The organism is Actinoplanes sp. NPDC048988 (genome assembly GCF_043197815.1).
Lineage (GTDB): Bacteria > Actinomycetota > Actinomycetes > Mycobacteriales > Micromonosporaceae > Actinoplanes.
In genome coordinates this window covers 538,031-563,564 of record NZ_JBICTW010000003.1, presented here as the reverse complement: position 1 = coordinate 563,564, position 25,534 = coordinate 538,031, and the positions used below count along the sequence as shown (strand labels likewise).

General features: G+C 70.3%; 28 protein-coding genes and 2 pseudogenes. 12 read left to right on the top strand and 18 right to left on the bottom strand.

What is annotated here, in order from left to right; translation table 11 throughout:
- Positions 1-86 precede the first annotated feature (86 nt).
- Positions 87-551 (top strand): hypothetical protein, encoded by a 465-nt coding sequence (locus tag ACGFJ7_RS13515; RefSeq protein ID WP_360258064.1) that lies wholly within the window; start codon positions 87-89, stop codon positions 549-551.
- Here ACGFJ7_RS13515 and ACGFJ7_RS13510 read toward each other — a convergent pair.
- The 6 genes and pseudogenes from ACGFJ7_RS13510 to ACGFJ7_RS13485 form a co-directional block, all read right to left on the bottom strand.
- A complete protein-coding gene (locus tag ACGFJ7_RS13510) occupies positions 548-3,649 on the bottom strand; it encodes a PAS domain S-box protein (RefSeq protein ID WP_392642319.1) in 3,102 nt (1,033 codons plus the stop codon). The genes ACGFJ7_RS13515 and ACGFJ7_RS13510 overlap by 4 nt on opposite strands.
- 6 nt (positions 3,650-3,655) lie before the next feature.
- The gene (locus ACGFJ7_RS13505) at positions 3,656-4,606 is read right to left on the bottom strand and encodes a DUF5995 family protein (RefSeq protein ID WP_360258059.1); all 951 of its coding nucleotides are present in this window, start codon (positions 4,604-4,606) and stop codon (positions 3,656-3,658) included.
- 68 nt (positions 4,607-4,674) lie between these two features.
- The gene (locus tag ACGFJ7_RS13500) at positions 4,675-5,439 is read right to left on the bottom strand and encodes an aminoglycoside phosphotransferase family protein (protein WP_360258057.1); all 765 of its coding nucleotides are present in this window, start codon (positions 5,437-5,439) and stop codon (positions 4,675-4,677) included.
- Positions 5,439-5,972 (bottom strand): hypothetical protein, encoded by a 534-nt coding sequence (locus ACGFJ7_RS13495; protein ID WP_360258055.1) that lies wholly within the window; start codon positions 5,970-5,972, stop codon positions 5,439-5,441. Before ACGFJ7_RS13495 ends, ACGFJ7_RS13500 begins: the two co-directional genes overlap by 1 nt.
- Positions 5,973-6,003: 31 nt before the next feature.
- Complete coding sequence (locus ACGFJ7_RS13490; protein ID WP_360258053.1) at positions 6,004-6,504, bottom strand: hypothetical protein; 501 nt, start codon at positions 6,502-6,504, stop codon at positions 6,004-6,006.
- A 35-nt stretch (positions 6,505-6,539) separates the two neighbouring features.
- Positions 6,540-6,878, bottom strand: a pseudogene (locus tag ACGFJ7_RS13485) (class I SAM-dependent methyltransferase); the annotation flags it as partial.
- A gap of 57 nt (positions 6,879-6,935) precedes the next feature.
- Here ACGFJ7_RS13485 and ACGFJ7_RS13480 point away from each other — a divergent pair.
- A complete protein-coding gene (locus tag ACGFJ7_RS13480) occupies positions 6,936-7,367 on the top strand; it encodes a hypothetical protein (RefSeq protein WP_360258051.1) in 432 nt (143 codons plus the stop codon).
- Here the strand turns inward: ACGFJ7_RS13480 and ACGFJ7_RS13475 are convergent.
- A complete protein-coding gene (locus ACGFJ7_RS13475) occupies positions 7,342-7,557 on the bottom strand; it encodes a hypothetical protein (protein ID WP_360258048.1) in 216 nt (71 codons plus the stop codon). The genes ACGFJ7_RS13480 and ACGFJ7_RS13475 overlap by 26 nt on opposite strands.
- Before the next feature lie 30 nt (positions 7,558-7,587).
- Here ACGFJ7_RS13475 and ACGFJ7_RS13470 point away from each other — a divergent pair, with 30 nt between their 5' ends.
- The 5 genes and pseudogenes from ACGFJ7_RS13470 to ACGFJ7_RS13450 form a co-directional block, all read left to right on the top strand.
- On the top strand, positions 7,588-7,917 hold the full coding sequence (locus tag ACGFJ7_RS13470) for a nucleoside triphosphate pyrophosphohydrolase family protein (protein WP_360258046.1): 330 nt from the start codon (positions 7,588-7,590) through the stop codon (positions 7,915-7,917).
- 107 nt (positions 7,918-8,024) lie between these two features.
- Positions 8,025-8,855 carry a MerR family transcriptional regulator gene (locus ACGFJ7_RS13465; RefSeq protein ID WP_392642318.1) on the top strand — a complete coding sequence of 277 codons (831 nt, stop codon included), beginning with the start codon at positions 8,025-8,027 and terminating at the stop codon, positions 8,853-8,855.
- Positions 8,856-8,902: 47 nt separating this feature from the next.
- Complete coding sequence (locus tag ACGFJ7_RS13460) at positions 8,903-9,283, top strand: VOC family protein (protein ID WP_360258041.1); 381 nt, start codon at positions 8,903-8,905, stop codon at positions 9,281-9,283.
- Positions 9,284-9,294: 11 nt separating this feature from the next.
- Entirely contained in the window at positions 9,295-9,858 is a 564-nt protein-coding gene (locus ACGFJ7_RS13455; protein WP_392642317.1) for a hypothetical protein, read from the top strand.
- Positions 9,859-9,957: 99 nt separating this feature from the next.
- Positions 9,958-10,125: pseudogene (locus ACGFJ7_RS13450) on the top strand (IS5/IS1182 family transposase); the annotation flags it as partial.
- A 79-nt stretch (positions 10,126-10,204) separates the two neighbouring features.
- On the opposite strand, the gene ACGFJ7_RS13445 reads toward ACGFJ7_RS13450, so the two are convergent.
- The 5 genes from ACGFJ7_RS13445 to ACGFJ7_RS13425 form a co-directional block, all read right to left on the bottom strand.
- Positions 10,205-10,501, bottom strand: coding sequence for a hypothetical protein (locus ACGFJ7_RS13445; protein WP_360258036.1), 297 nt, complete (start codon positions 10,499-10,501; stop codon positions 10,205-10,207).
- A gap of 73 nt (positions 10,502-10,574) precedes the next feature.
- The gene (locus ACGFJ7_RS13440; RefSeq protein ID WP_392642316.1) at positions 10,575-10,961 is read right to left on the bottom strand and encodes a transposase; all 387 of its coding nucleotides are present in this window, start codon (positions 10,959-10,961) and stop codon (positions 10,575-10,577) included.
- A gap of 23 nt (positions 10,962-10,984) precedes the next feature.
- Positions 10,985-12,091: an ISL3 family transposase gene (locus ACGFJ7_RS13435; RefSeq protein WP_392642315.1), complete on the bottom strand. Its 1,107-nt coding sequence runs from the start codon at positions 12,089-12,091 to the stop codon at positions 10,985-10,987.
- Positions 12,092-12,220: 129 nt separating this feature from the next.
- A complete protein-coding gene (locus ACGFJ7_RS13430; RefSeq protein WP_392642314.1) occupies positions 12,221-12,865 on the bottom strand; it encodes a hypothetical protein in 645 nt (214 codons plus the stop codon).
- A gap of 114 nt (positions 12,866-12,979) precedes the next feature.
- Positions 12,980-13,954: a DUF2332 domain-containing protein gene (locus ACGFJ7_RS13425; RefSeq protein ID WP_392642313.1), complete on the bottom strand. Its 975-nt coding sequence runs from the start codon at positions 13,952-13,954 to the stop codon at positions 12,980-12,982.
- 56 nt (positions 13,955-14,010) lie between these two features.
- Here ACGFJ7_RS13425 and ACGFJ7_RS13420 point away from each other — a divergent pair, with 56 nt between their 5' ends.
- Positions 14,011-14,643: a maleylpyruvate isomerase N-terminal domain-containing protein gene (locus ACGFJ7_RS13420; protein ID WP_392642312.1), complete on the top strand. Its 633-nt coding sequence runs from the start codon at positions 14,011-14,013 to the stop codon at positions 14,641-14,643.
- A gap of 12 nt (positions 14,644-14,655) precedes the next feature.
- Here the strand turns inward: ACGFJ7_RS13420 and ACGFJ7_RS13415 are convergent, their stop codons facing one another.
- Both ACGFJ7_RS13415 and ACGFJ7_RS13410 read right to left on the bottom strand, forming a co-directional pair.
- Positions 14,656-15,468, bottom strand: coding sequence for an MBL fold metallo-hydrolase (locus tag ACGFJ7_RS13415; RefSeq protein WP_360258020.1), 813 nt, complete (start codon positions 15,466-15,468; stop codon positions 14,656-14,658).
- Positions 15,469-15,496: 28 nt separating this feature from the next.
- On the bottom strand, positions 15,497-16,471 hold the full coding sequence (locus tag ACGFJ7_RS13410; protein WP_360258017.1) for an iron-containing redox enzyme family protein: 975 nt from the start codon (positions 16,469-16,471) through the stop codon (positions 15,497-15,499).
- 74 nt (positions 16,472-16,545) lie between these two features.
- Between ACGFJ7_RS13410 and ACGFJ7_RS13405 the strand changes: the two genes are divergently transcribed.
- The 3 genes from ACGFJ7_RS13405 to ACGFJ7_RS13395 all read left to right on the top strand — a co-directional run bounded on the left by ACGFJ7_RS13405 (position 16,546) and on the right by ACGFJ7_RS13395 (position 18,551).
- Positions 16,546-16,761: a CDGSH iron-sulfur domain-containing protein gene (locus ACGFJ7_RS13405; protein WP_360258015.1), complete on the top strand. Its 216-nt coding sequence runs from the start codon at positions 16,546-16,548 to the stop codon at positions 16,759-16,761.
- 66 nt (positions 16,762-16,827) lie between these two features.
- Positions 16,828-18,198 carry a hypothetical protein gene (locus ACGFJ7_RS13400; RefSeq protein ID WP_360258013.1) on the top strand — a complete coding sequence of 457 codons (1,371 nt, stop codon included), beginning with the start codon at positions 16,828-16,830 and terminating at the stop codon, positions 18,196-18,198.
- A gap of 89 nt (positions 18,199-18,287) precedes the next feature.
- Positions 18,288-18,551 (top strand): GlsB/YeaQ/YmgE family stress response membrane protein, encoded by a 264-nt coding sequence (locus ACGFJ7_RS13395; RefSeq protein ID WP_360258011.1) that lies wholly within the window; start codon positions 18,288-18,290, stop codon positions 18,549-18,551.
- Here ACGFJ7_RS13395 and ACGFJ7_RS13390 read toward each other — a convergent pair.
- Positions 18,517-18,858: an SMI1/KNR4 family protein gene (locus tag ACGFJ7_RS13390; protein ID WP_392642311.1), complete on the bottom strand. Its 342-nt coding sequence runs from the start codon at positions 18,856-18,858 to the stop codon at positions 18,517-18,519. The two genes, ACGFJ7_RS13395 and ACGFJ7_RS13390, sit on opposite strands and share 35 nt — an antisense overlap.
- A 181-nt stretch (positions 18,859-19,039) precedes the next feature.
- The gene (locus tag ACGFJ7_RS13385; protein WP_360258005.1) at positions 19,040-19,477 is read right to left on the bottom strand and encodes a hypothetical protein; all 438 of its coding nucleotides are present in this window, start codon (positions 19,475-19,477) and stop codon (positions 19,040-19,042) included.
- Between the two features lie 440 nt (positions 19,478-19,917).
- On the opposite strand from ACGFJ7_RS13385, the gene ACGFJ7_RS13380 reads away from it, so the two are divergent.
- Positions 19,918-20,331, top strand: a complete 414-nt coding sequence (locus tag ACGFJ7_RS13380; protein WP_360258003.1) for a hypothetical protein — start codon at positions 19,918-19,920, stop codon at positions 20,329-20,331.
- A gap of 1,809 nt (positions 20,332-22,140) precedes the next feature.
- On the opposite strand, the gene ACGFJ7_RS13375 is transcribed toward ACGFJ7_RS13380, so the two are convergent.
- Positions 22,141-24,675: an ATP-binding protein gene (locus ACGFJ7_RS13375; protein WP_392642310.1), complete on the bottom strand. Its 2,535-nt coding sequence runs from the start codon at positions 24,673-24,675 to the stop codon at positions 22,141-22,143.
- A gap of 197 nt (positions 24,676-24,872) precedes the next feature.
- Positions 24,873-25,523 carry a TetR/AcrR family transcriptional regulator gene (locus ACGFJ7_RS13370; RefSeq protein ID WP_392642309.1) on the bottom strand — a complete coding sequence of 217 codons (651 nt, stop codon included), beginning with the start codon at positions 25,521-25,523 and terminating at the stop codon, positions 24,873-24,875.
- Positions 25,524-25,534 lie beyond the last annotated feature (11 nt).

Here is a 25,534-nt window from a genome sequence, read left to right as displayed (position 1 = left end):
CCGCGAATCGGCCGAAAGCCCGCTGAGCGCGCCCCGGCTCACCTAGAGTCGGTTTTCGGGGGAAAGCCGACCGAAAGGGGTGCGTGGTGTTCGAGCCGATGCTCATCGGAGGCGCGGCCCACTTCGACTGGGCCGAACCGGACGGGGTGCTGGCCACCTACGTCTCGCAGATGGACCGCCTCAGCGACCCCGTCGACCCCGGCGTGCCGATCGGTCTCAGCGTCGGCGGCCTGCTCATCAGCGGCGAGCTGATCCCGCAGTGGCAGTGGTTCGCCGAGGTCAGCGAGCTCAACGACCACGAGGACGCCTTCTACGTCGGCACCGCCGAGCACGTCAAGGAGCAGTCCGACCTGGCCCACGCGGCGATCAAGTCACGGGACATCGGCGACGAGGTCACCCAGCGCCAGTACGCCGCCCTGATGGCTCCGACCCGCTACATCCACCTGCGGAACTCGCGCATCCACTTCCCAGGCACGCAGCCGACCAAGGGCCGCCTGTGGCGCGGCCGCCTGTCCGACATCTCCGGCTGGACCCCGGGCGCCAGCATCTAAGAACAGGCCTCCAGGTCCAGTACGAAGATCGAGCCGCCGTCCGGGTCGGGCGTGTAGCGGATGTCGCCCTCGTTCGCCCGGGCCAGCCCGCGCACGATGTACAGGCCCAGGCCGGTGCCGCGCACGCTGGTCGCGTCGCGTTCGGCGCGGGCCAGCCGCTCGAAGAGCCGGTGCCGGAACTCGGCCGGCACGCCCGGTCCGCCGTCGGCCACGCTGACCGTCACCCGTGAGCCGTCGCGGCCCACCGTGATCGAGGTGGCCCCGCCGCCGTACTTGGCCGCGTTCGACAGCAGGTTGGCCAGGATCTGTTGCAGATGCCCGGGATTGCACCAGGCCCGGGTGTCGTCGCCGAGCACCGGCAGGCCGTCCAGGTCCATCGCCACGAGGGCCTGGGTGATCTGGTCACGCATGCCGATTTCCTGCCGTACGGCGGTGAGTGAACCGGCGTCGATGGACACCATCGCCAGGACCTCGCGCACGATGTCGTCGAGCCGCCCGGCCTGCCGGGCGATCGCCTCGACGGCCCGTTCCCGCATGGCCGCGCTCGTGCCCTCGGCCAGCACCTCGGCGTAGCCGCGGATCGACGACAGCGGGTTGCCGATCTCGTGCCCGAGCATCCCGATGATGTCGAGCTTGAGCCGGTCGGCCGCCTCCAGCTCGGCGTTGCGCTCGGCCAGCGCCGCCGCCGACCGGTCCCGGTCGGCCTCGGCCGCCCGGCGCGCGGACACGTCGGTGATCACGCCGATCAGGTGCTTGGGCCGCCCGCCCACCTCGCGGACGACCGAGAAGGTGGCCGACACGTCGACCCAGTGCCCGTCGGCGTGCCGCAGACGGCCCTCCTGGGTGTAGGCGTCGCGGTCGCCGGTGAACAGGTCGGCCCGGTGCCGGCGGCTCTCCATCAGGTCGTCGGGGTGCGCGAACTCGCGGTCGTGGCGGCCCACGAGCTGCTCGACGGTGTGCCCGAGCATCGCCGCGTAGGCCGGGTTGACCGAGACCAGCGACCCGTCCAGCCCGTAGATGACCTGCCCGGCGGCGGAATGGGTGAACTGGGCCCGGAACCGCTGCTCGCTCTCGGCCAGGGCCTGCTCGGCGGCGCGGGCCGCCGTCACGTCGGTGTTGATCTCGAGGACCTGGTCGGCCGGCAGATGCAGCACCTGGCGGCTGAGCACGGTGACGACCCGGCCGGACGCCGTCAGGTGGTCGAGCTGGCCGTCCCAGTGCCCGCTGCGGACCAGGCCGTCGAGCGCGTCCTGCTCGGTGCACTCGTCCGGGAAGACCGTGGAGAGCAGCCGGTGGATGTTCTTGCCGGCGACCGCCGACAGCGGCCAGCCGTACAACTGCTCGGCGCCGGCGTTCCACCAGCGGATCGTGCCGTCGCGGTCGCGCACGATGACCGCGGCCGGGATCAGCTCCAGCAGCCGGGCCTGCCGGCGCAGCTGCGCCTCGGCCGCCCGCTGCGCGGTCACGTCCTCGACCTGGCTGACCAGGTAGAGCGGCCGCCCGGTGTCGTCACGCACCTCGGCCGTGCGCGACGACACCCACACCTCGTGGCCGTCCTTGTGCCGGTAGCGCACGACCGAGCGGCCCGGCGCGGTGCCGGTGGGACGGTCGTCCGGGTGCAGGATCTCGCCGTACGTCATCAGCTGCAGTTCGCCGGCGTCGTAGCCGGTGATGGCCGACAGGGCCGGGTTGGCCTGCAGGTAGCGGCCGGGCACCCCGTCGGCCAGGCTGATCAGGCCGAGCCCGAGCGGCGAGTTGTCGAAGGTCATCCGGAAGCGGGTCTCGCTCGCCTCCAGCAGGGCCAGCGCGTGGGTGCGCTCGACGAGCAGCGCGGCGTTGCGGGCGGCGTCGTCGGCGTGTTGCAGGGCCGAGCCGAGGCTGTCGGCCAGCAGGGCGAGCTGCTGCACCTCGGGGGCGTCGAAGGCGCCGGTCCGGGCCGAGGAGACCTTCAGACAGCCGATCACCCGGTTCTCGGCGTGCAGCGGGGCGATCATCATCGAGCCGATGCCGTGCCGCTCGCAGGCGGCCCGGTCGACCCGGGAGTCGGTGGCGGTGTCCGTGCAGTGCGCGGGGGCGCCGGTGGTCAGCACCTGGCCGCTGAGCGAGCCGGCGACCGGCACGCGGGCGTTCTTGGCGCCGGCCAGGGTGCCGGCCGTGGCCGCGTACACCAGATCGTCGCCCTCGACCAGCTCGACCGTCGCGCCGTCGGCGTCCTCGAAGAGCTCGACGGCCCGGGCCGCGACCACGCGCAGCGCCGCGTCCCGGTCGGCCGCGGCCGCGGTGACGTCGCGCTGCACGGCCAGGGTGGCCCGCAGCCGCTGCACCTCCCGCTCGGCGGCGAGCGCGGCGGCCCGTTCGGCCGTGATGTCCTGCAACTGAACGAGCCGCCAACGGCGCCCGTCCGGGCCCGGGATCAGCGACAGGCTGACCCGGGTCCAGCTGATCCGGCCGTCGGCGTGCCGCAGCCGGTTGTCGTACTGCACGTCGGCCGCGCCGCGCAGCAGCGCCAGACGGGCCCGGGCGCTCGCCTCGATGTCGGCCGGATCGGTGATCTCGCGATGGGTCAGGCCGATCAGCGCGTCCACCGGGCGCCCGGTCAGCTCGGCCGCGGCCGGGTTGGCCCGCCGGAACCGGCCGTGCTCGTCGGCGATGAGCAGGCCGATCGGGCTGGCGTCGAACGCGGTGCGGAACTGCTCCTCGCTGCGCTCGTGCGCCTGCTGGGCGGCGATGGTGGCGGTGACGTCGACGAGCTGGCCCAGGAAGTGCGCCGGCTCGCCGGCGTCGTCGCGCAGCAGGGTGACGGTCAGCAGGCAGTGGGTCAGCCCGCCGTCGCGGCGCCGGTAACGCTTGCGCACGCGGTAGCTGTCGACCCGCCCGGCGAGCAGATCGGCCGCCTGCGCCGCGTCGTTGTCGACGTCCTCCGGGTGGATGACCGACTTGCGGGTACGGGCGAGCAGCTCGTCCGGCGTGTAGCCGAGCATGGCGGCGATAGCCGCGTTGACCCGTACCCACTCGCCGTCGAGACCGACCGTGGCCATGCCGATGGGCGACGACTCGAACAGGGCGCCGAACGAGGGGGGCGCCGCCGTACGAAGCATGTACCTCTAATCGGCCGCGCCCCGGCCGATGTGAGCCCCCGGATCCCGATCCCGGTCGCGCCCGAACAGCCGGCGCAGCAGATCGCGGCCGCCGTCGACGACCTCGCCCGCCTCGGACAGGATCCGGTCGCCGGCGATGGCCCACTCGGCCAGCAGCGACGCGGCCCGGTCCATGGTGCGGCGGGCCTGCTCGAAGTCGTCCTCGTCGTGGCGCAGCAGCCACAACCGGCGTGCCTGGTCCCAGGCCCGGGCCCGGGTCATGGTGACCAGCATGCGCTGGCTCCAGTCGTCCAGCGGCCCGACGAACTCGTCCAGCTCCAGCTGCCAGGGGTCGGAGAAGCCCCGGCGCAACGGTGGGATCTCCTGGTAGAAGATCTCGTTCACCAGCAGGTAGTCGGGGTGGATGATGTCGTCGGTGGGAGCGCCCAAATCGGCCCACGTGGCGATCAGGGCCAGCGCCAGGTCATGGTTGATGTGCGCGTTGACGCCGAGCATGGCCGCCGTCAGCCGGGTCATCTCCACATCGCCGGCCCGCTTGAAGAGCACCTCCCACACATCCGGGGTGTCCTCGTTGTCGTTGTTCCACAGGTCGATGGCCGCGAAGTAGCGCCGGGCGAACTCGACGTCGAGCCGTTCCAGGAACTCCGGCGAGTTGACCCCGTCGACCAGCGCCGCGTCCACCCGGCGGGTGATCTTCAGGTAGAGCTCGTTGAAGGCGGACACCCGGTTGTTGGCCGGGCTCGGCGGCAGCTCGTCGAGGATCCGCTGCATCGTGACCAGCATGCCGATCACTTCACCGATGGTCGCCGGCTGCTTCACCAGGCACTCGGTCACCTGCGAGCCGAGCGGCGCCCAGCCCCGCCCCGAGGGGATCGTCAGGGCGGACAGCTCGAGCCGCTTCTCCCGCAGAAGCTCCGCGCTGCCCCGCGCGGCAGCACGATCGAACGTCGTAGTCATGGCAACAGCCTTCACAGCGAAACATCGTTCCGCCACCGACTTGTCGGTAACCTGTCCCGCGAGATCCATCACAGCCCTGATGCGAACAGTGCCCGATTCTCCCGGCTCCACCGGATCCGCTCCGCCGTCTCGTCGAGCAAGCCGCTCGCCAGCCACCCGGCCTGCGGCTCCAGCCCCTGCCGGGCCAGCGATGTCGCCCGCTCCCAGACCAGCTCCTGCTGCGCGATGACCTCCTCCACGTCGACTGCCGTCCCGTACGCCCCGGCGAAAATCTCCATCCGGCGCCGCCGGTCCGGCGGGCCGGGGTAGCGCAGCCACCGCCGACAGGTCTCGTCGTCGCGGAACGGCGCCACATACTCCAGTGCGTACGCCACGTCGTGAACCGGTTTCGCCGGCCAGGCGTAGTCCCAGTCGATGACCCCGACGGGCCGATTCCCGTGCCACACGAGGTTCCACGGCCCGAAATCCCCGTGACAGACGATCTCGTCCTCGGCCATCGGCGCCGTCCGCCCGGCCCACACGGCCCGCGGCCGAAACCCGTTCACCGCCTCGTGGTACTCCCGCAACAGCCGCGCCATGGCGATCAGCCCGTCCTCGTCGACGACCTTGGCCCAGCCGTCGGGCCCGGAGTCGCCCTCGACGTACGTCAGCACTTCCCGGCCTTCGTCATCGACACCGAGGACCCGGGGCGCGTACGGAAACCCCACCGCCTCCAGATGCCGCAGCAGCTCATGCACGGCGGCCGACCAGGGCAGCAGAGGACGCCGTACGGTGTCCCCGACCCGGACGATCCGCCGGTGCGGCGTGTCCTGCAGCATCTCGTGGCCGGTCACTACCGCCGTCCGCGCGCGAGCAGTTCGCTGAACCAGGCCGCGTCGGCGAGCGGAACCATCTCGGCCCGTGACCAGAAGGCGCGGGCGGTGTCGGTCTCCGGATCGCCCACGCGGGGCGTGGTGGCGACGTTGCCGGTGAGGTACACCGTCACATGCCGGGCGTCGTCACGGACGCACATCTCGGCGTTCGCGCACGTGTCGGTGGGCTGGGTGGCCAGCTCGACGAGGGCGCTGAGCTTCTGCCCGCCGAACTGGTAGGAGTCGACCACCGAGCCGGGGCCGTCGGACCCGATACCCATGCGCAGCAGGCCGGGCGGGCGCTCCCGGGGTACGAGGGCGAAGTGCGCCTCGTCGCCGTGGCGCCGCTCGAAGTCGACGCGCAGAACGTCCTCGACCAGAGACCGCTCGGGCACCGACTCGTCGACCGTCAGGTCACTGACCTGGGCCACGGGAGCCTCGGCGCGCCCGGCGAGCGCCGTCACGCCCACGGCGGCCAGAACACCGGCGGTGACCAGGAGAAGAGCGCGTCTCACGTGGCGATACTAGAGTTCCCCGTCGGGTCTGTCACAGAAGCTCGAACCGGCCGTGTTCGATCGCGACCGCTACGCCGGTTTCGGCGGTCAGCGCCCGCGCCAGCGCGGCGTCCGCGTCGGGAACACCCTCCGCGGGAGCGTGAATGTAGTCGCCCTGGACGGTGACGCCATCGAAGTCGATGTCGAAGGCGGCCACCGAGCTGACCGCGAAGTTCCGGAACACGCCGGTGCCCGAGCCGATGGCGATGAGCTGGTCGACGGCGCGTTCGAGCTCGCCCATGCTGTGCGCGCGGTGTTGGACGGAGACGGGAATGTCCCGCCGCCGGGCCTCGTCCATGATCCGCTGCTGCATGCGATCGGCCGGTCCGTGCCACACCAGGATGGTCGATCCGGCGTCCGGATCGTTGATGGAGGTGACGTAGCCGCTGGCCTCGATCCCGGGCTGGGCTTTGATCCAGACCCTCAGATCGCTGAGCCGATCCTGGCGGCGCCAGAGCGCCTCTTCGTCGCTCGACCACGCCTCGGGTAACACATGGCGACCCTACCCCCGCCTGAGTTACCAGCCTGCGACTGCCATGCGAGCAGACCGGCCAGCGAGGAGGCCGGCAGGCTCAGGTGTGTCATCGAGCCCACCTCGAACCGCAGGTGAGGGTGGTCGCGCCGGGCGACCGCGATCATCCCCGGCGACAGGTCGACGCCGAAGGCATCGAGAACGAGTTCGTGCAGATGTGCGGTGACGTGTCCAGGCCCGCATCCGATGTCCGCCACTGGCCCGCCTCCCGAAGCGATCACGCCGTCGGCGAACAGCGTCGGTGCGGAGCGGAGGTACTGAAGATCGGAGAGCGCACTGGTTGTGGCAGGACGGCCACTTCCCCCGACCCGCCCGGACGATAAACGCGCCGTCACCTTGAATTGATCTCGAATGATGTGTGCTCATGGATCCCTTGAGTCAGGGGAGGCATGATGTTCGGACGTCGGCCGATCGTCAACCAGTGGAAACGGATGAACCCGTCGGAACGGGTCCAGTGGTGCGAGTCCCAGCTCGCCCGGATCGCGGAACTGGAACAAATCATGATCCAGAACCCGTACTCCCCGGACTACGACGAGGCCATGAACAACTTCGCTAGTGCCCGGTACGACATCACCAACGTCCTGAACTCATTGCGGGGCGTCCGGATGCCGTCGGAGTATCTGACCGTGTGGGGCAGGTTGAATCGGTTGGTGTCCGACTGGGCCGAAGCCGATCGACGGCGCGAGCAGGCCCGCCGGGCAAATGCCGCGTGCCCGAACTGCGGGGGGCGCGGGAAGACGATCGAGGGATCGTACCGTCCGTACTTCGCACCATGCCGGAGCTGCGGGGAAACAGGCTTCATCGATATGCGCTACGGCCGCTGACGGGACGGCACGACGGGTCGCCGATGGTCAGGCTGAACTCCTCGGTGCCGGCCCCGGGGGCCACGCTCCGGTTGTCGCCGTCGGTCTTCGTCTCGCCCGCGTACGCCTCCGCGATCATCGTCGAGGCGCCGTCGGCGCTGTAGTCCGCGACGTAGCCGGAGACGATCGCCGTGGATCCGGTGTGCCCCATGCACGCTCGACCTTGGCTATAACTGGGTTCGTGAATCTGAACGACTACCAGAAGGCGGCCCTGCGCACCGCCGCCCCGCGGGACAAGCACAACGAGGTCTTTCACCTGCTTCTCGGGCTGGCGGGGGAGACCGGGGAGATCGCCGAGAAGGCGAAGAAGATCGTGCGGGACAAGGGCAGCGACTTCGGCCGGTGGGACCGGGAGGACCTCAAGAAGGAGCTCGGGGACGCGCTCTGGTACCTCGCCGTCCTCGCGGACCACTTCGGCCTGGACCTCGAGGACGTCGCCGCCTCGAACGTCGCCAAGCTGGCCGACCGGCAGCGGCGCGGCGTCCTCGGCGGCAGCGGCGACGACCGCTAGTCAGGAACCCTTGGGGCGTGTGCCGCGCGGCAGCTCCTCAAGCCTGGCGAGGACACCTCACCACCGCCGGTTGACTCTCCTCTTGCAGGAGGGTGCAAGCTGGCCCAGTGGCAGAGCTATTGACGGTCGGGGAGTTCTCCCGGCTGACCCATTTGACGATCAAGGCGTTGCGCCATTATCACGACGTCGGAGTGCTGGAGCCGTCGTGGGTTGATCCGTCGACGGGCTACCGCTACTACACGGCGGAGCAGGTTGAGCCGGCTCAGTTGGTGCGCCGGCTGCGCGAGGTCCGGATGCCGGTGGCCGATGTACGACGGGTGGTGTCGGCGGCCGACCCGACAGCCCGGGACTCGATGATCGCCGCCCATCTCGATGTCCTGCGGCAGGAGCTGACGGCGACCGCGGCGGCCGTCGGGTCGTTGCGGTCGCTGCTGACCGGCGGTTCGGCCGGTGAGCTGACCTTCCGGCAAGCCGACGAGCAGCAGTGTCTGCTGATCGACGGTGACGTCGATCAGGACAGCATCACCCCGTGGTGCGCCATGGCCTATCCGTTGCTGTACGCCGTGGCGGGCCGGTGGGGTCTCACGCCGAGTGGGCCCTGTGGGGCTTTGTACGCCTTCGAGTGGTTCCAAGCCGGCGGCCGGGTGACGGCGTTCCTGCCGGTCACCGTGCTCGCGGCCGACGAGCGCGGCTTGTCCTCGGACGGCGGGGTGCGGTGTGGTGTGCTTCCCGCTCAACGCTTGGCGGTCGCTGTACACGCCGGGCCGTGCCGCGACCTGGATCGTACGTATGCCGCTCTGGGCCGCCAGGTGCTGGAACGCGGCATCGGCGCCGCCGGCCCGGTCCGCGAGCTCTACCTGGTGACATCCGCCGACACCGACGACCCCAGCCAGCTGCGGACCGAAGTGTGCTGGCCCGTGACCACCGAGTCGTCCTGACCTTCCCCCTTCGTACGCCAAACCTCAACCTCCTTCAAGGACCCCTCATGCCTTTGTCGATCGCACAGATCGTCGTCGACTGCACTGACGCGCAGAAGCTGGCCGAATTCTGGGCCCAGGCCCTTGGCCGTCCGGTCGACCCCGACGCCAGCGCGGACTTCGCCACCATCGGTCACGGCGCCTCGACCACCGGCAGCGCGCCAGCTTTGATGTTCATCAAGGTCCCGGAGCCGAAACGCGGCAAGAACCGCCTGCACTTCGATCTGGCCGCTCGTCACGTGCCGAACTGGCAGGACGAGGTCGACCGGCTGCTCACACTCGGCGCCACCCGGATCGACGAACACGAGGCCTTCGGCTGGCACTGGGTCACCATGCGAGACCCGGAAGGCAACGAGTTCGACCTCGGCGCCGGCGCCGCGACCCCATAGTGGCTGAGTACATGGCCTATGAGCGTGGTCGACAATCGCGGCAGACCTCCACCTTCATGCTTGCTGCCGACGTGCGCGCATTCGACGACGTGCTGAGCCCGTACATCAGCGGTGGGATCGGCTGCTGGACGACCGGCTTTCACAAGTCGGAAGGACCGGTGGTTGTGCATAGTTCTCTCGGCGAAGCGCTCACCGGGGACATTCAGGCGTTCCTCCGGCTTACGGAAGGGGGAACGCCGACTGGCCCAGGACTTCAGTACTTGCCGACTAATATGGCCGGAGGTTCGTGGGCGGGGCCGCGTGTGGACCCCGAAACGCCCAATGCCTTCATCCGTGCCGACCGGCTCGCTTACCTCTGGTTTCCCGACCGGGAGCCGCATGCCGTCCAGACCGGGTTCGCCGAGATGGTCGAGGTGGCATGGAGAGCGCTCCATGCCGTGACTGCGGCACATCTTGTTCTGTCGGACGGCAGTCCTGCTCGGTCCACCCGAATCGGCTCGGCGGCCAGAGAGTGGGCCATGAAGCACCCAAGCCAGCAACTGGTGGCTTGGAATACGCACTTGCGGCTGCGATAGCGGGAAGCCAGCGCGTGTTCTCTGCGGCTACTTGATTACTGGTGGTACGACCGCAGCCGGCCGGCTTGGTCGAGGTGACCGGTGGGATCGCTCGCTCGCGGCCGCCCACGAAAACGGCCGGCGAAGCTGCACGGCGACAAGGGCTACGCCTATCCCGGATGCCGCGAGCGGCTGCGTGAGCGCAACACTGTCCCGCGGATCGCTCGCACCGGCATTGATTCGTCCAAACGCCTGGACCGGCATCGCTACGTCATCGAACGCTGCATGGAATGCGCCACGAGTGAGTTCGTAAGTGACTTTGAGGTTCTGTCGCACGAAGTGTGGACGGCACCCGTCGATGGGCGGTTTACAACAGGTCGAGCATGGTGTTGATCCGTGCTTCCAGGACGGTGTCGATGGCTCCGTCGATGCGGACGCTGACGACGCTGCCGCCAACAGCTTGGGCGAGGGAGACCACGACTGGTGGCGCCCCCTGAAGGGGGTATTGGAACCACGCGGTGTCGGACTCGTCGTCGGTCCCGTCGAGGGCTCCGACAAGGGCATCTTCGTCTGCCGCGTCGTACTGGTAGCCGACATATTGGCTCAGATGCTCAAGGAAGCGGACAACGTTCTGCTCGAAGATCCATCCGGCTACGGTAGTCACGGGAGTCATTGTGGACTGTGTCCCTGTGGCTGATTCTCCCGTAAGGCCAGCACGCCCGTCGTGGTCAGCCCCGTCAGGCGGCGAGCAGGACTCGTTCGCGGAGCAGGTCGAAGCCGGCGCGGCCGTACATCTGTCGTTTGATCATTTTGATGCGGTTCACGTTGCCTTCGACAGGGCCGGAGCTGTGCGGCAAGGTTAGGCCAGCGGTGACGGCGGCGAGGTCGCTGGTCAGGCCGGTCGCGAAGCCGGTCATGCCCGGTAGCCCGGTCTGACGGGCGGCGGTGATCCAGTCGTTGAGGCGGTCGCCGTGCAGACCGGTGAGCATGGCGGCAAATGAGCGCACCAGCTCAGCGGAGGTGGCCAGTTCGGGACAGCGATCGAGGATGGCCCGGAGCTGACCGGTGTCGCGGCTGGTGAGGTTGTCGGGGTGTCGGCAGATCCAGCCGGTGACCTGCCGCACCGACGGCGGCTTGGTCACCGAGGTCAGGTCGGGTGTGGTGCGGTGCTGTTCCACGAACGCCCGCACGATGCCGTAGCTGCCGGTGAAGCCCTGGGCGGTGACCTCGCGGTGCAGGGTGATCGCGTTGAGGCATCCCTCGCTGATACGGCGGAGAACGTGGGGCTTGAATGGTCGAGTCGGCTGGGGCGCGGTTTCTGCCCGACGACCATTTCGTGCCAAGTGGTAGCGCGGGCGTAGCGCTGCACAGTGTGCCTGCCCCAGCCCAGGTGACGGGCGATTTGCCGAAGCCCGGCGCCCTGGGCGATCAGATCGTGGACCAGCTTGTGGTGCTCGCGGCGGCGTTGTGCCATCGCCCCGGATGGCTCTGGCGTTTCAGTGAGCGATGGCGGCTGTTGCTCGGCCGGTGTATTGGCGGCGGGTTCGTGCAGGCAGGCTTTGTGTCGGGCGACGCAGCGTTCCACGGCGGTGGCCAGGTTCGCCCACAGATGGAACCGGTCGGCGACCTGCACCGCGTCAGGTGCGCTGGTGCGGGCGGCTTCGGCGTAGGCGCTGGCTCGGTCCCGGCAGATCACCTGCGGTGTCGGATGCGCAGCGAGCCAGCTGGCCAGCGGCGCGGCATCACGGCCGACGAGCAGGTCTATGACCTGCCCTGTCTCGCAGTCGATCAGCACGGTGCCGTAGTGGTGGCCACGTTTGATCGCGAAGTCGTCGACACCCAGCACCGCCACCAGCCGCTGCGGCGGGTCCGGCAGAGCTCGTACCAGCCGGAGCAGGCTGCTGCGACTGGTAAGCACGCCCAGCACGGCTGCCAGACGTGTTCCGGCCCGGCCTGCCAGCGCCAGCGCGATCGCGGTCAACATCCGCAGCAGGCCATCGGTGCTGCGCACCCGCCGCCGGGTCAACCCATTGACCTGCTCGACGAACGTCCGGACCGCACAAGCGGTGTTTGCGCAGATGAAGCGGCGCACCCGCAAAAGAATCCGGGTCGGCTGACCGGCGACCGGAGTGTCGGTCAACTGGCGCAGGTAGCGCCCGTGCACCCGAGCTGTCGCAGTGCCGCAGGTCGGACAAACCGCCGTTCGGTCGCGAACGCTGGCCCACAGCTGCAAGCCGGCCTCCGACCGCTCCACTTTCTCGACATCGAGGGCATCAAGATGAGACAGGACCAGCTGGACCGAAGCATCGCACAGTGACCCAACGATTCATCAGCAGACTTCGATCACGTTTCGTGCGACAGAACCGACTTTGAGCGCCGCGGGTCAGTCAGTTTCAGCGCCGTCCGCAGGGACTGGCCTGCGCTTGGAGGCGAGCCACGCTGTCCAGTGGAGTAGCTGGTCTCGCTCCCAGCGTCTGGCGCGGCGTAGGGAGTCGAAGTCGGTCCGGGCGATGTCGAGACGGCCGAAGGTAACTTCGGGCCGAGTACCGGGCGGTGGGTTCCAGTCGTTGACCTGGATGACCAAGCACATCCATGAAGCCTCTGGGGAGCCCTCGTAGAGGTACGGCAGCACGGCGAAGGTCTCTCCGCCTCGCGGGTGAAGATCCTTGGCGGTGCGGCTGAACCCTCGTTTCTCAGCGGTGCTGATCAGTTCTGTCAGTTCGTCGCTGGAGACGACGCGCAGGTCAGCGGGCACGGGCAATCCCCACCACGACTGCGCTGATCTCCGCTTGATGCCGCGGCCGAACAACCGGACCAACCAAGCCTCCTTAATCGACACGTATGCGGCGATCCGCTGGGACTCGTGGGTCGGCATGGTGGGACGGCCCTCGGTCGGCGCTGCTTGGACGTCGGCATGGCTCCTCCAACGCAAGCCGTTGCCCCCCGACACACCGCGAAACGAATCTTCGATCGACTGATCGACGAACACGGCATGTCCGGCGTCTCCTACCAAGTAGTCCGTGGTCACCGTCGCCGAGCGGAAGCCGAAGATCCGGGTCGAAACCGATCGCGGTCCGGTCGATGTGTTTCTCCCGCGGGCGCACCAGCCGGGCGAGCGTCGACCGTCTCAACGCGACAACCCCTACTGACGGGCGGTCTGAGCAGGCTCCTCGTGGAGCGGGGGCGGGCCGAACCAGGTCATTCCCTCGCCGTGGCCGGCGGTCCAGGCCAGGGGCTTTCCGTCGAGGGCGAGCACGTTCTTGTGGCTCGGGTCCGCCGCCGCGAGGCCCGGGTATACGAGGACCTCCGGGTCCTCCACGGCGATCCAGTGGCCGGGCAGCGAGCCGGCCAGCGCCGTGAACTGGCGGCGCCGCTCGTCGGGTACCTGGTACAGCACCGACGTGTGGAAGACGACCAGGGTGGCGTCGCGTGGGGCCGACAGGGCCAGGCCCGTCAGGTGGTCGACCAGGTCGCCGCGGATCAGGTCGGGTGGGTCGGCGGCGGCGATGGCCGCCGCCTCGCGGAGCCGGGCCCGGCGGTGGTCGTGTTCGGGCCAGATCAGGGCGTCCAGCCAGGCCAGGTCGGACGGGTCGGTGACGTCGAGCGGGTTGAGGTCGAGGCCGGCGCGCCAGACGACCGTCGGCAGGGACGAGGGCAGCGGTACGCCGGTGGCCGCGCACGACAGCAGCGGGCCGGTCGTGCCGACGCGGTGGTCGCCGTAGGCGTACGAGTAACGGTCCGGATAGAGGTTGAGACCGGCCGAGCACCCCACCTCGAGCAGCGCCAGGGGCTGCGGCAGGGCGGCCAGCACCGGCAGCAGCAGCGCGCAGCGGTTGGCCTCGTTCGTCTGCGTCGCCCGGGTCAGTAGTTCGCGCTGCACCGCCGGCCAATGGGACCGGACGAAATCCGCGAACGCGGTGGGGGAGTGCACCGGCCCGCCGAGCAGCCGCACGACCCCGAACAGCAGGTTCGGCTGGCGCTTGGGCGGCGGCACGGTGTCGAGCAGCGCTAGTAGGCCGGCGTTGCCCGCGACGGACCTCGCCAGGCGCTCGTACGTAAGCGAGACGCCCCGCGCCTGACGCTCCGCGAAATCCTCGTACCAATGGGCCGCCGTCATGATCCGCATGATCGCAGACGTTCGCGTTCATGTCCGCCGCGACCCACACTGAACTGGTGACAGTGATAGAGATCTATCTGGAGACGGCCACAGCCACCCATGACTTCCTGGGCCACCCGGCGGTGGCCGAGCGCTGGGACGCCCCGAGCGCGCTGGCCCGCCTGCGCGTCGGCCCGCTCGCCGCCCACCTGGCCGGCCAACTCGTTCAGGTGCCGCCCGTGCTCGACGCCCCGGTCACCGGCGAGCGGGTCACGCTGGCCGAGCACTTCGCCCGCTCCACCTGGACCGACGGCGACCTCGACAGCGAGGTGAACACCTACATCCGCCGGGTCTCCGAGGACGCCGCCGCCATGGGCCACGCCGCCGTGACCGCCGCCGCCGGTGAGGCCCTGGAAAGACTGCGCCGCCGGCTGCCGTCCGAAGAGCCCGGTCGCGCCGTCCAGCTGCCGTTCGGCCCGTGGTCGCTGACGCTGGCCGACTATCTCACCACCCGGCTGCTCGAGCTCACCGTGCACGGCGACGACCTGGCCGTCAGCGTCGACGTCGATCCACCCGCCGTGCCCGCGGCCGCCCTCGACTCCACCATCGGCGTCCTGTGCCGGTTGGCGGCCGTACGGCACGGCCCCACCGCGGTCCTGCGCGCGCTCAGCCGCGCCGAGCGAGCACCGCGAACGATCGCCGCGCTTTGACGAAGCGGACGATCAGGCGACTTCGCCGATCACCTCGCGGCGCAGCGGAAGGGTCATCGTGGCGCCGCGCTCGATCGGGCGTACACCGGAAAGACCCTGGTCCTCGGCTCTGGTCATGAAGTCGCTCAGCGGGGACTTCATCACCTTGTAGTCGTCGTAGTGGATCGGCAGGGTCAGGCCGGGACGGATCAGGTGGGTCAGCTCGACACCCTGCTCGCCGTCCATGGTCAGCAGCATGCCGGCCAGCTTCGTGCCGCCGAGGTGGATCAGCATGGCGTCGATCTCGCCCATCCGGCGCGGGATCGCGGCCAGCGCGGTGTCGTACAGCGTGTCGCCGGTGATGTAGAGGCGCAGGGCGCACCGCCCGTCCACCTCGAGCTCGACCACCGAGCCCATCACGTCCGGGAGCAGGTGGTCGGCGACACCCGGTCCGTGCCGGCCGGGCACCGCTGTGACCCGCAGGCGCTGCCGGTCGCGGGTCCACTCGTGGCACTCCCAGGTCGGCAGGCCGCTGACCGCGAGGTAGCGGCGGCGGCGCAGGCGGCGCTGGGCCTGCGGCGTGGTGATGATGGGCAGGGTCGGCTCGATCCGCTGCCGCGCGGCCCGGTCGAAGTGGTCGCCGTGCAGGTGCGACAGGAGCATGGCGTCGACCTCGCGCATGTCGAGGACGTCCAGGGCCGGGTCGCGCAGTCTCTTCGACCAGGCGCCGTAGCCCAGGTAGACGCGGCTCCCGGCCGCGCCGAACGCGGGGTCGGTGAGCAGGGTGAAACTGCCCAACCGCAGGATGGTGGTGGCGTTTCCGACAAAAGTGACGCTGGACTGCATCCGAGGGGCCTTCCCAGTTCTTACCGTTCTACACCACGCAGTGACGAAGGGATGACTCGCCGGCGTCCCAGGCCGACAGGACGCCGCGGGCCCACAGCTCGTCGATCTTCAGCGCGCAGCGCGCTCCGAACAGGACGTCCCCCGCGAGCTCGGGCTCGGCGGCGGCGAAGGAGCCGCACAGGTCGTACGCGGCGATCTGCTCGTGCACCGCGTCCGCCTCCACGTGCTCGTCGTAGTACGCGGTCGACGCCGCGTCCCCGCCGAGACGGCGCAACCCGTTGCCGTACGCCCGGTTGGGCAGGGTCGAGGTCATCTCGTACGCCGCCAGATGCCCCACCATCGCGCCGCGCCACCGGCGGCGCAGGCCGAACAGCGACATCACGTTGTTCACGGCCAGCGTCGCCGCCCCGGCCGAGTCCACGTACGTCCCGTAGGTCGTGTCCAGGCCGAGCCAGCCCATCGTCTGCTTGAACAGCTCCTGATGCATCTTCGGCAGCTCACCACCGCCGTACTCGTCGGCCTGGATCTCGATCAGCGCCGCCTTGGCCTTCCCGCCCAGCCGGGGGATGACGAACGTGTGCGGATCGGCCTCCCGCAGCTGATAGACCGAGCGGTGCGCGACGAACTCGCGGAACTGCTCCAGGGTGGCCCGGCCGCGCAGGTAACCGGAGAGCGACGGCCCGTCATCCTCCTCGACGATCTTCACCAGCTGGGCCGGAACCGTGGCCGGGTCGACCCGCGGGGGCGGGCCCACCAGTTCCACCAGCGTCGCCTCGAAGGCACGTTCGGCGGCCGCCCGTACCCGCAGCATGTCCGGGTCCCACTCCCACAGGTCGTCGACGCCGTCCCAGCCCCGGTAGGCCAGCTCGTAGCAGATGAACAGGCTCAGGTGCAGGTCCTCGTCGTCGTCGAAGACCGGCGCGGCGGGCAGGGAACCACCCCGGCCGCCCAGCACGTCGATCAGTGCGGCCGAGACGGAGCCGCGAGCCGTGGGGAGCTTCATGGCCGCAAGGCTTCCCCGTACCGGATCGCATAAACGATCAGTTTGATCCGCTGCTCAGCGGGCACCTGCCCGCCATGTCGACAAAGATCGTGCCCTACCAGGACGGCCCGCTGATCGTGCGGGGCGACTTCGAACTGCTGACCCCCGACGGCGAGCCGATCGACCCCGGCCGCGGCACCATCGCCCTGTGCCGCTGCGGGCGATCGGCCGTCAAACCGTTCTGCGACGGTACGCACAAGGCCGTCCGCTTTCGCGCCGGTACCGACCGGGAGACACCCGCGCCGCGCTGAAAAGTCCCACGTTTCGCCGCCGTTGAACGGGGTAGGCCGCTGCGGCGAATGAGGGAGCTGATGTGGGTGATCCCGTTTGGGGCGCTGTCCGGCCTGCCGGTTGATCGGGTCGTATGCGAGGACAGTCTGGGACGCTCGTTGCTGGGTGCGGTGGCCCGGGAGTACGGGGCGTCGGCCGGCCGGATTCCGGTGCTGGGGCGCCTCGGCCAGCTCCCGCCCGACCAGCGCCGGGCCGAACTGGCCCGCGAAGCCCACGACGAGGCGGTGCCGCACAACGCGGCGGCCGCGATCGACGCCGAGGCCGTCGCCGCCTGGGTGACCGGACACTATCGGAACGCCACGTATCCGGCCGTCCTGCTCGGATCGCCGCACGGCGCCGCCGCCCACCTCGCGGTGACGCTCGGCGCGGCCTGGCTCCCTACCAGCTTCACCACCACCCTGACCTGGCCCGGCGGCGACGCCGGGAACTGGCCGGGCGCGCTCGAGTGGGGCGCCGCGCTGGCCGAACGGATCCTCGCCCGCAACCCCGGCGTCAGCGTGCGGCAGGTGCACGACCCGCTGCGCGGGGGACCGCCCTGCGGATCGACGGTGCGGCTGTACGTGCGCTGGCACAGCATGCCGGAGGCATACGAGACCTTCCTGCGCGAACGCGTCGCCGACGACGGCGCCTCGCTGCTGCTGCGCGACCTGCGCACCTGGCCGGTGCGGTCGCTGACGTCCCGGCACAGCTTCCAGCTCGGCAGCCCGGTCGGCGGCTGGAAACCGGAGGACTACGCGATCGGCAACCCGGCGTTCCGGGTGGTCCTCGACGATCTGGGCGTGGACCGGTGGCCGGCGCCGTCGGAGGCGCCACCGCGCTACGCCGAACGCTCCGGCGAGCCCGCCTTCGGCATGGACCTCAACCGTCTCGCGGTCGAGACCGGCCGGCCCTCGCACCGCGTCCTCTACGCCCAGCCCGAGACGTTGAGCGCCTGCGTGGCCGACCTGATCCGGAACCTCTCCCGCACCGCGCCGGCCGAACGCTGCGCGGTCGACTGCGGCGGGCTGTTCGATCCGTGGCAGGCGCGGGCGAACGGCCTGGTGCCGTACTGGTGCGAGTCGGCGGCCCGGCCCGCGGTCGAGGCGGCCGAATGGTGGCTGGCCGGCAGCCGAGCCTTCGACGAGGTGACGGCCCTGCCGGACGCTCCGGGCCACGACAGCGACCAGGTGGCCACCCTCGCGCACTGGCGGTCGCTGACCGCCTTCGGCCGTGAGCGGGGCCGGCTCGACCAGCTGACGGTCAGCCGTTACCCGATGCTGCCGCTGGCGCCCGGTCACGCGAGCCGGGTGCTGGCCTCGGCGGGCGAGGCGGGTCCGGCTTCACCACCGATTCCCTTGCCGTACGCGGTCTCCCGGCTCCAGAAAGCGGGCACGCCCCTCGGGCTGCTCGTGAGCTGACGCCACGGCGTCTTTCCGGCGGCGCACAAGTTTCTCTCAGGCCGGCGCGGCACATTGGGCGCACGCCTTTTAGTGGAGGAAAAAGCGCCGTGCACTTCTCGGGTCTGATCAGCGCCGTCATCGTGGGTCTCATCATCGGCGCCCTCGGGCGGCTGGTGGTGCCGGGACGGCAGAACATTCCCCTCTGGCTCACCATATTGATCGGCATCGTGGCCGCCGTTCTCGGCACGTTCATCGCCGCCGCCATGGGCGTGGCGGAGACACCGGGCGTCGACTGGATCGAGCTGGTGGTCCAGGTGATCCTGGCCGCGGCCGGCGTCAGCCTGGTGTCGGGCTCGCGAAGCTACCGGTAGCTGGGACTTTGCTGCGAATGTCGGATGATCTCCCAGCGGAGACCTCGTACGGCCGGCAGCCGCCGTCGACGGCCTTCGCGAACGGCACGAACGCCCGGTCCCACCCGCCGGCGACGCGGCAGTTCACCTGCCAGTCGAGCAGGATATCGTCGAGCGCGGACGGCGCGTAGAAAGGCGGCAGGTCGCACCCCGACGCCGCTGACAGCCCGTCGTGCCGCCGCAGGGAGGCGACCAGGTCGGCCGGGAAGGCCACCGACATCCGCCGTTGGGCCGCGTCGATCCGATCGGCGGTCGCCGGGCGGCCCACGGCTCACGCGCTGACCGGGGCGTGCGCGGCCAGCCAGCCCTCGATGCGCTGCCAGGCCCGGTCGACCCGCGCGGTGCTGCCCTTGTCCGGCCACGCCGGGGTGACCGGGGCCGTGGGCCGCTCCCTGCTCCCTGCTCCCTGCTCCCTGCTCCCACGAGCATCGGCACGGAGGTGGCTCTGGTCATCTCCGCCCGAACCAGGCGACCCCGCACACCAGCAGAATCATGACCAGGAAGACCGCGGCGAGGGCCATCGCGATCCGCCGCCCGCTGACCCCCGGCTTCCTGTCCAGCACGGCCGGCTCCGCCACGACGACGTCGCGCGCCACCAGCATGTCGTCGAGCCACACGTCGGCACCGAGGCGCCCGGCCGGCCGTACCGGCAAAGCGTCGTCGTCGACGTCGCCTGAGGTCACCACGGCCGCCGAGATCCCGTGCCCCGCCAGCGCCCCCAGCATGAGCGTCGTGTGGTTGACCGCGTCGGCGCCCGCCCCGGTGACCACGACGGCCGGCGCCCGAACCGCCTCGGCGAGGTCGGCCAGCGTCCACCCATCAGCCCCGAGCGGAACGAGCAACCCTTCCGGCGCCACAACGAGAACCAGCCCATAGGCCCGCCGCACGGCCGCCACCAACTCGCGCGCCTGCTCCAAACCAAGCCGCGAAACGTCAGTCAGCTCAACGACACCGGCCACATGCCCCCGCGCCGGATCGCCTTCCCCGACAGCGCTACCCAAGCTGACCAGCCCCACGGGAACCTCAGACGCCGCCGCAAGCGCCGCCACAGCGCCGCGCCAGTCCACGTCCCCCGAAGTGCCCGCGACAACCCAGATCCGCAGCCCCCGCCAACCTAGATCCACGTCGATACCTTACCGACCCCACCCAACCCAACACGTCGATATGTCAGCGCCCTTCGGACCCCCGGCCACGTCAATGCCTCAGTGGCCCCGGTGGAGCCGGTAGCGTCGATACCTTGCCCGGCCCGGCAACATCTCAGTGACTCCGGCCGCCCCGGCAGCGTCGATACCTTGCCCGCCTTGGCCGCCCCGGTACCTTGGTGCCCATGAGCCGAGCAACCGATCTGGCCGCGCTAACCGGCGTAGCCGTCGCCGGCATCATCGCCATCAGCTCGGCCGAGGGCCGCTACGAGCCTTTCGACGCCACTTCCGGCATAGTCCTGTCCATTCTGCTCGCCTGCTTCTACCGACTGCCCCGCGCGTTGGCCTGGCGAGACGCCCTACGCGAGGCAACCCCGGTAGCCGCCGTCGGCGCACTCCTCTTCTGCATCATGCTCGCCCCAGTAATAGACGCCGCGGTAGCCCCCTTGTCGGAGCCCTTGACCGACAAGCGCGCCACAGAGATCACCGCCTTGGTGAGCCTCCGCCTGTTCTGGACATGGCTGATGACCTTCGTTCCCTTGTGGATAGTCCTCTTCGCCACCGCGATAACGTCACCCGCTCCGCGCCCGGCCCGATAGATCCACGCGCCGCTGGCCCGCTCTTCCCGCCGTCTCGCTGTCTCGCCCTCTCGCCCTTGCCTCTCGCCGTTGCCTCGCCGTTGCCTCTCGCCGTTGCCTCTCGCCGTTGCCTCTCGCCATTGCCTCTCGCCCTCTTACCCCTATCTCTCGTCCGCTCGCCGGTCTGTCCGTTAGCCCGCCGATCTGCCCGTTCGCGTGCCCGCCTGCCTGTTCGTTGGCCCGCCTGACCGTTCGTTGGCCCGCGCTTTCGTTGGACCGACCGCTCGCTGGCCCTCGCACACCAACCCGCGCGTCTGCCTCTCCTGACTGGAGGCTCTGCCTTCCGATACGGCTTCCCTCACATCTACGGCCAGCCGATGATTCGCCTACGCTCCGTGACGACGCTGCGAAGCGAGACGTACTCTGGCCGGTGGCATGTGAGCCTCAGCCCGTCGACCTAAAGCTCTCCTCCCCGGCTTCTAATTGGCATGATCCTTTCTTTGTATTGGATCTCCGCGGTGCGGGATAATGGTTTATGGCGCAGCTGGAGTTCTTTTCTAGGTCTGAGATAGCGGCGATGCGTGATTGGTCCGGCGTGCCGAGTCATTCGCCTGACATGCTGGAATTCCGGCGCGATCACGACGCGCGGCGACGGTGGGGTCTGAAACGCCGTCATGCGTTGAAGCTATGTCAATTACATGGCTGTTCACGACTGTGCGGCGAGCTGGGCCTGCACGATCCGGTCGAGCGGATGCCGCCGCTTCTCTGGGACGACGAGCTCACCTGCGAGCGGCGGCCCATTGCCCCGGCGGGAGCCGCTGATCACCCACAGGAGACATCGCAGCCCGCCTTCGCTGGTCGTGCGCAGAATGCGGTTGAGGCGAGGACACGAACCGCGATGGTGGCCCAGGCCGCGGCGGCATCTCAGCCGGAACCGACGGTTGAGGCTGAGGTAGCGGCTCGGTCCGGGTCGATGGTTGAGGCTGAGGTAGCGGCTCGGTCCGGGTCGATGATTGAGGTGGCGGCTCGGTCCGGGTCGATGGTTAAGGCTGAGGCAGCAGCCCAGTCCGGGCCGATGGCTGAGGCTGAGGCGGCGGCGCGGTCCGAGCCGGCGGTTGAAGCCGAGGCGGCAATGCGGCCCGAGTTCACGGTTGGATCCGACGCTTCAGTACGGCCCGAGCCCGCCATCCACGCTGATGGGGCAGTGCGTCCTGAGGCCATGGTTGGGGCCGAGGCCGCCGCTCAGCGAAGGCCGCAGCGTGGGCCCGATTCGCCGAGCGGTGTTGAGCCCCGGTCCTGCCGAGGGTTCCGGTCCATAAGAGGCGGTCGCGGAATTCAGAACCGGCCGATGTTGCAACGGATGCACTCATTCCAACAAGGCGTGCGCTGGCGGCATTTGTGGCAGCCCTGAGGTCATTCGCTTCGGTTTGGGAGCGGCGAATTCTGCAGATGCTCCCTCGTGGGTGATCGATTGTCACGGAGAGTGAAGAGACTCGGAATTGCGGAGCCGATTCTCGGCAGCGTCACGGTCTGGTGGTGGAGGTAAGAGAACTTCAAAGTCGACGTGCTTCTCGCCGCAAGCCGGGTGGAGTCGGCCGTGACAAGGCCCTGCTGCGCGCCTAGATCGTGGCCGCGCCAGGTGGGTCGCGTTTGAGCAGGAGGTCGCGGCCGTTGAGGGGAACTGAGCGTGCGGGCTTGGCGCGGAGAGTGAGCCGGTAGGTGAGCTGGCGGGCAGCGGCGCGGTTGGCGCGGGGCAGAGGTAAGGGTGGCGGCGGCGTGGCCCTGCGCGAGAGGGCTGAGCCGTAGGGGGTGGGGCCCAGCGGTTCGGGCTCAATGAGTTTGGCGGCCGGAAAGGTTGGTTTCGGTGTCTAGGCGGGCTGTGATGCGGTTGGCCTCGGGGGAGCGGAGCACGATCCACAAAGCTCGGGCCTCGTAGTAGTGCTTGCGGGCCTCGTCGCGGTTGTCTGTTGCCCATAGGCAGTCGGCCAAGCCGGTCAGGGCACGGGCCTGCTGCTGGCGGTCGGCGGCGGTTACCGCGGCCTCGTGGGCCCTGGTGTGGGCCGCTATGGCCTCGGGGTGGTCGCCTGCCTGGTGGGCGTCCTCGCCCAGGCCGTTGCGGGCCCAGGCCTGGCCGTCCACGTCGGACGTCTCGGTGAAGATCTGCAGGGCCGCCCGGTGGCTTGCGGTGGCCTTCTCCACGTCGCCCCGGGATCTGTGGGCTGTGCCCAGGCTGTCCAGGGCCCAGGCCTCCAGGCTGCGGTTGCCCAGGCGGCGGGCGATCGACAAGGCCTCGCCCACGTGGGCCACCGCGTCGTCGTGGCGGTTGAGGAGGGTCTCCACCTCGCCCAGGTTGGACAGGGCGCCGCAGGCGCCCAGCTCGTCGCCGGTCGCCTTGTACAGGGCCAGGGCCGCTGAATACTGGCCCGCGGCCACTGCGGGGTCGCCCGTGCGGGACTCCAGGTTGGCCACGTTCACCAAGGCCCGGGCCTGGCCTGTGCGATCGCCGGCCTGCTCGTACAGGGACAGGGCCTCGCGGTGGCGGCCCGCCGCGCGTTCGTAGCGGCCCAGGCGGGTCTCGGCGACGCCCAGGTTGTTCAGGGTGCGGGCCTGGTCCACGCCGTCGCCGGCGTGGCGGAACAGCTGCAGCGACTGTTCCAGGTGGGCGGCGGCTTCCTCGTGCCGGCCCAGCTGCACCTCGGCCACGGCCAGGTGGGCCAGGGCGCGGGCGTGGCCGTGGGCGTCGCCGGACGTGCGGGCCGCGTCGCGGGCGTGGCCGTGCACGACCAGGGCCTCGGCGTGGTAGCCGCCCATCAGGTAGCGGAACAGCACCGCCGCCAGCCGGGTCGTGTGCGACGGCCAGCCCTCCGTGGCCGTGTAGGCGGTGACCGCGATGAGGTTGGCGCGTTCGGCCGCCAGCCAGCGCAGCGGGTCGGTGACCTCCGGCAGCGGGGTCGCGGGGGCGTCGATCGCCGGTCGGCGGTGGGCCTCGACCGGGTCGAGACGGTTCATGGTGGCGGCCGCCGCGGCCAGGTACAGGTCGAACAGGCGGGTCAGGGCGGCGCGGCGGTCCGCCCGGCGGTCCTCGTCGGCGGCGCGGCCCACGGCGTACGACCGAATCAGATCGTGCAGTGTGAAACGGCCGCCGGTGGACTGCTGGACCAGGTGGTGCGCGGCGAGCTCGCCCAGGCGGGCGGCGGCGTCGGGGACGGAACAGCCGGCCAGCGCGGCCGCCGCCGAGACGTCGAAATCCTGGCCCGGGTGCTGCGCGACCAGGCGGAGCAGGTCGCGGGTGTCCGCCGGCAGGTTGCGGTACGAGACGTCGAGCGCGAACTGCACGCCCGAGTCGAGGCGGCCGGCACGGTGGCGTTCGTCGAGCCAGTCGGCGTGGTCGGTCAGCGTCCAGCCGGGCTTGGCCCGCATGTGGCCGGCGACCAGGGCCAGGGCGAGCGGCAGGTGGCCGCAGCGGGCGGCGATGCGGTCGGCCGCCCGCGGGTCGGTGCCGGCCGGCACGCCGGGGACGTCGCGGGCCAGGAAGGCCAGCGCCTCGCCGGGGGTGAACACGCCGACGTCGACGGTGGCCAGGCCGGGGAAGCTGCGGCGGCTCGTCACCAGCGCGACACAGCCCTCGGCCTCGGGCAGCAGCGGCCGCACCTGCTCCTCGGAGGCCGCGTCGTCCAGGACCACCAGGGTCCGGGTTCCCCAGACCTTTTTCCGGTACGCGGCGGCGCGCGCACCGAGATCGTGCGGCAGCTGCTGGCCGGGCACGCCGAGCAGGCGCAGGAAGGCGTCGAGCACCGCCGACGGGTCGGCCGGTGGCTGCGCCTGGTCCGGGTGGAAGCCGCGCAGGTTGACGAAGAGCACGTGGTCGAAGGCGCCCAGCCGGTGGGCGGCGTGCACGGCCAGGCGGGTCTTGCCGACCCCGGCCATGCCCGAGATCATCACCGCTGAGCCGTCCCGGACGGCGGCGGCCAGCCGGTCGGCCTCGGCCGCGCGCCCGGTGAAGCCGGGCAGGTCGTCGGGGAGCGTGTCCTGCACCCGGACCTGGGCCGCGGCCCGGGACTCACCGCTGATCACGCGCAGCGCGTGCCGCCACTGGGTCACATACCCGGCGTCGCCGTGCAGGGCCTCGACCACGGCCACGACCAGTTCGTCGTCGAGGCGGCGCCGGCCCGGGCGGAAGCAGTCGACCACCGTGGTCTTGCCGACCGTCCGCGCGGCGGGCCGGCCGGCGTTGACCCGGCCGGTGATCGTCTCGTACGACGGATTGCCCGCCCAGGCCTTGAGCAGCCGCAACGCGGCGGCGAACTCGTCCAGCGTCGTGGCCTGCCCCGGGTCGGGCAGCGTGGCGAACCGGTCGGCAGGCAAGGCGCGGCTCCGGGGGGTGAGCGAACCACCGACGGTAGTCGCTCGGCGCCAGCCCGGTTGTCGGCCGGCGGACATTCGGATTCGTTCGGATTCCGCCCGCGCGGGCGGATTCTGCCGCAGAGTGAACAGGCGCGGCCGGATCGGTAACGGGGGGTCGTTCCCATCGTGGCTGGGGAGCGGCACGGACCGGCCGCGCCCTAAGACGGCCCTTCGGCAGGGGGCTGAGACGCGGCGGCTCCGCGGAGAAATTCGTCGACCAGGGACTCGGCGAAGCCCTCCTCGGGCACCTTGGGTGCCCAGCGGAGCATGCCGTGCATCATCGACGGCGCGGTCAGCATCAGCACGGCCAGCTCGAGGTCGAGGTCGGCCCGCAGCTCGCCGCTGTCGACACCGCGGCGCAGCACCCCACGGGTCACGTCGCGCCGGGGCTCCATGACCGCCTGCCACATGTCGAACAGGTTGTCGTCGCGCAGGAACTCGGGCAGCAGGCAGGCGGTGACCTTGCTGTAGCGCTTGGCCCGGCCGCTGCGGTTGGCCTTGATCAGCATGATCAGGTCGTCGCGCACCGACGCGCCGGCCGGGGTCGGCAACGGGCCTTTCATGCCGCGGATGGCGTCCATGATCAGCGCGTCCTTGTTGGCCCAGCGACGGTAGATCGTCGCCTTGCCCACGCCGGCCCGGGCCGCCACCGCCTCGATCGAGACGGCGGCGGCGCTGGAACCCTCGGCGAGCAGGTCGAGGACGGCGTCGAGGATGGCCTCGTCCGCTTGGGCGTTGCGGGGCCGCCCAGGAGCCTTACGCTCCTGGGCGGTCTCGGATGTGGCCTCGGCCGTGGTCATGTCCATCATTGTTACCGACG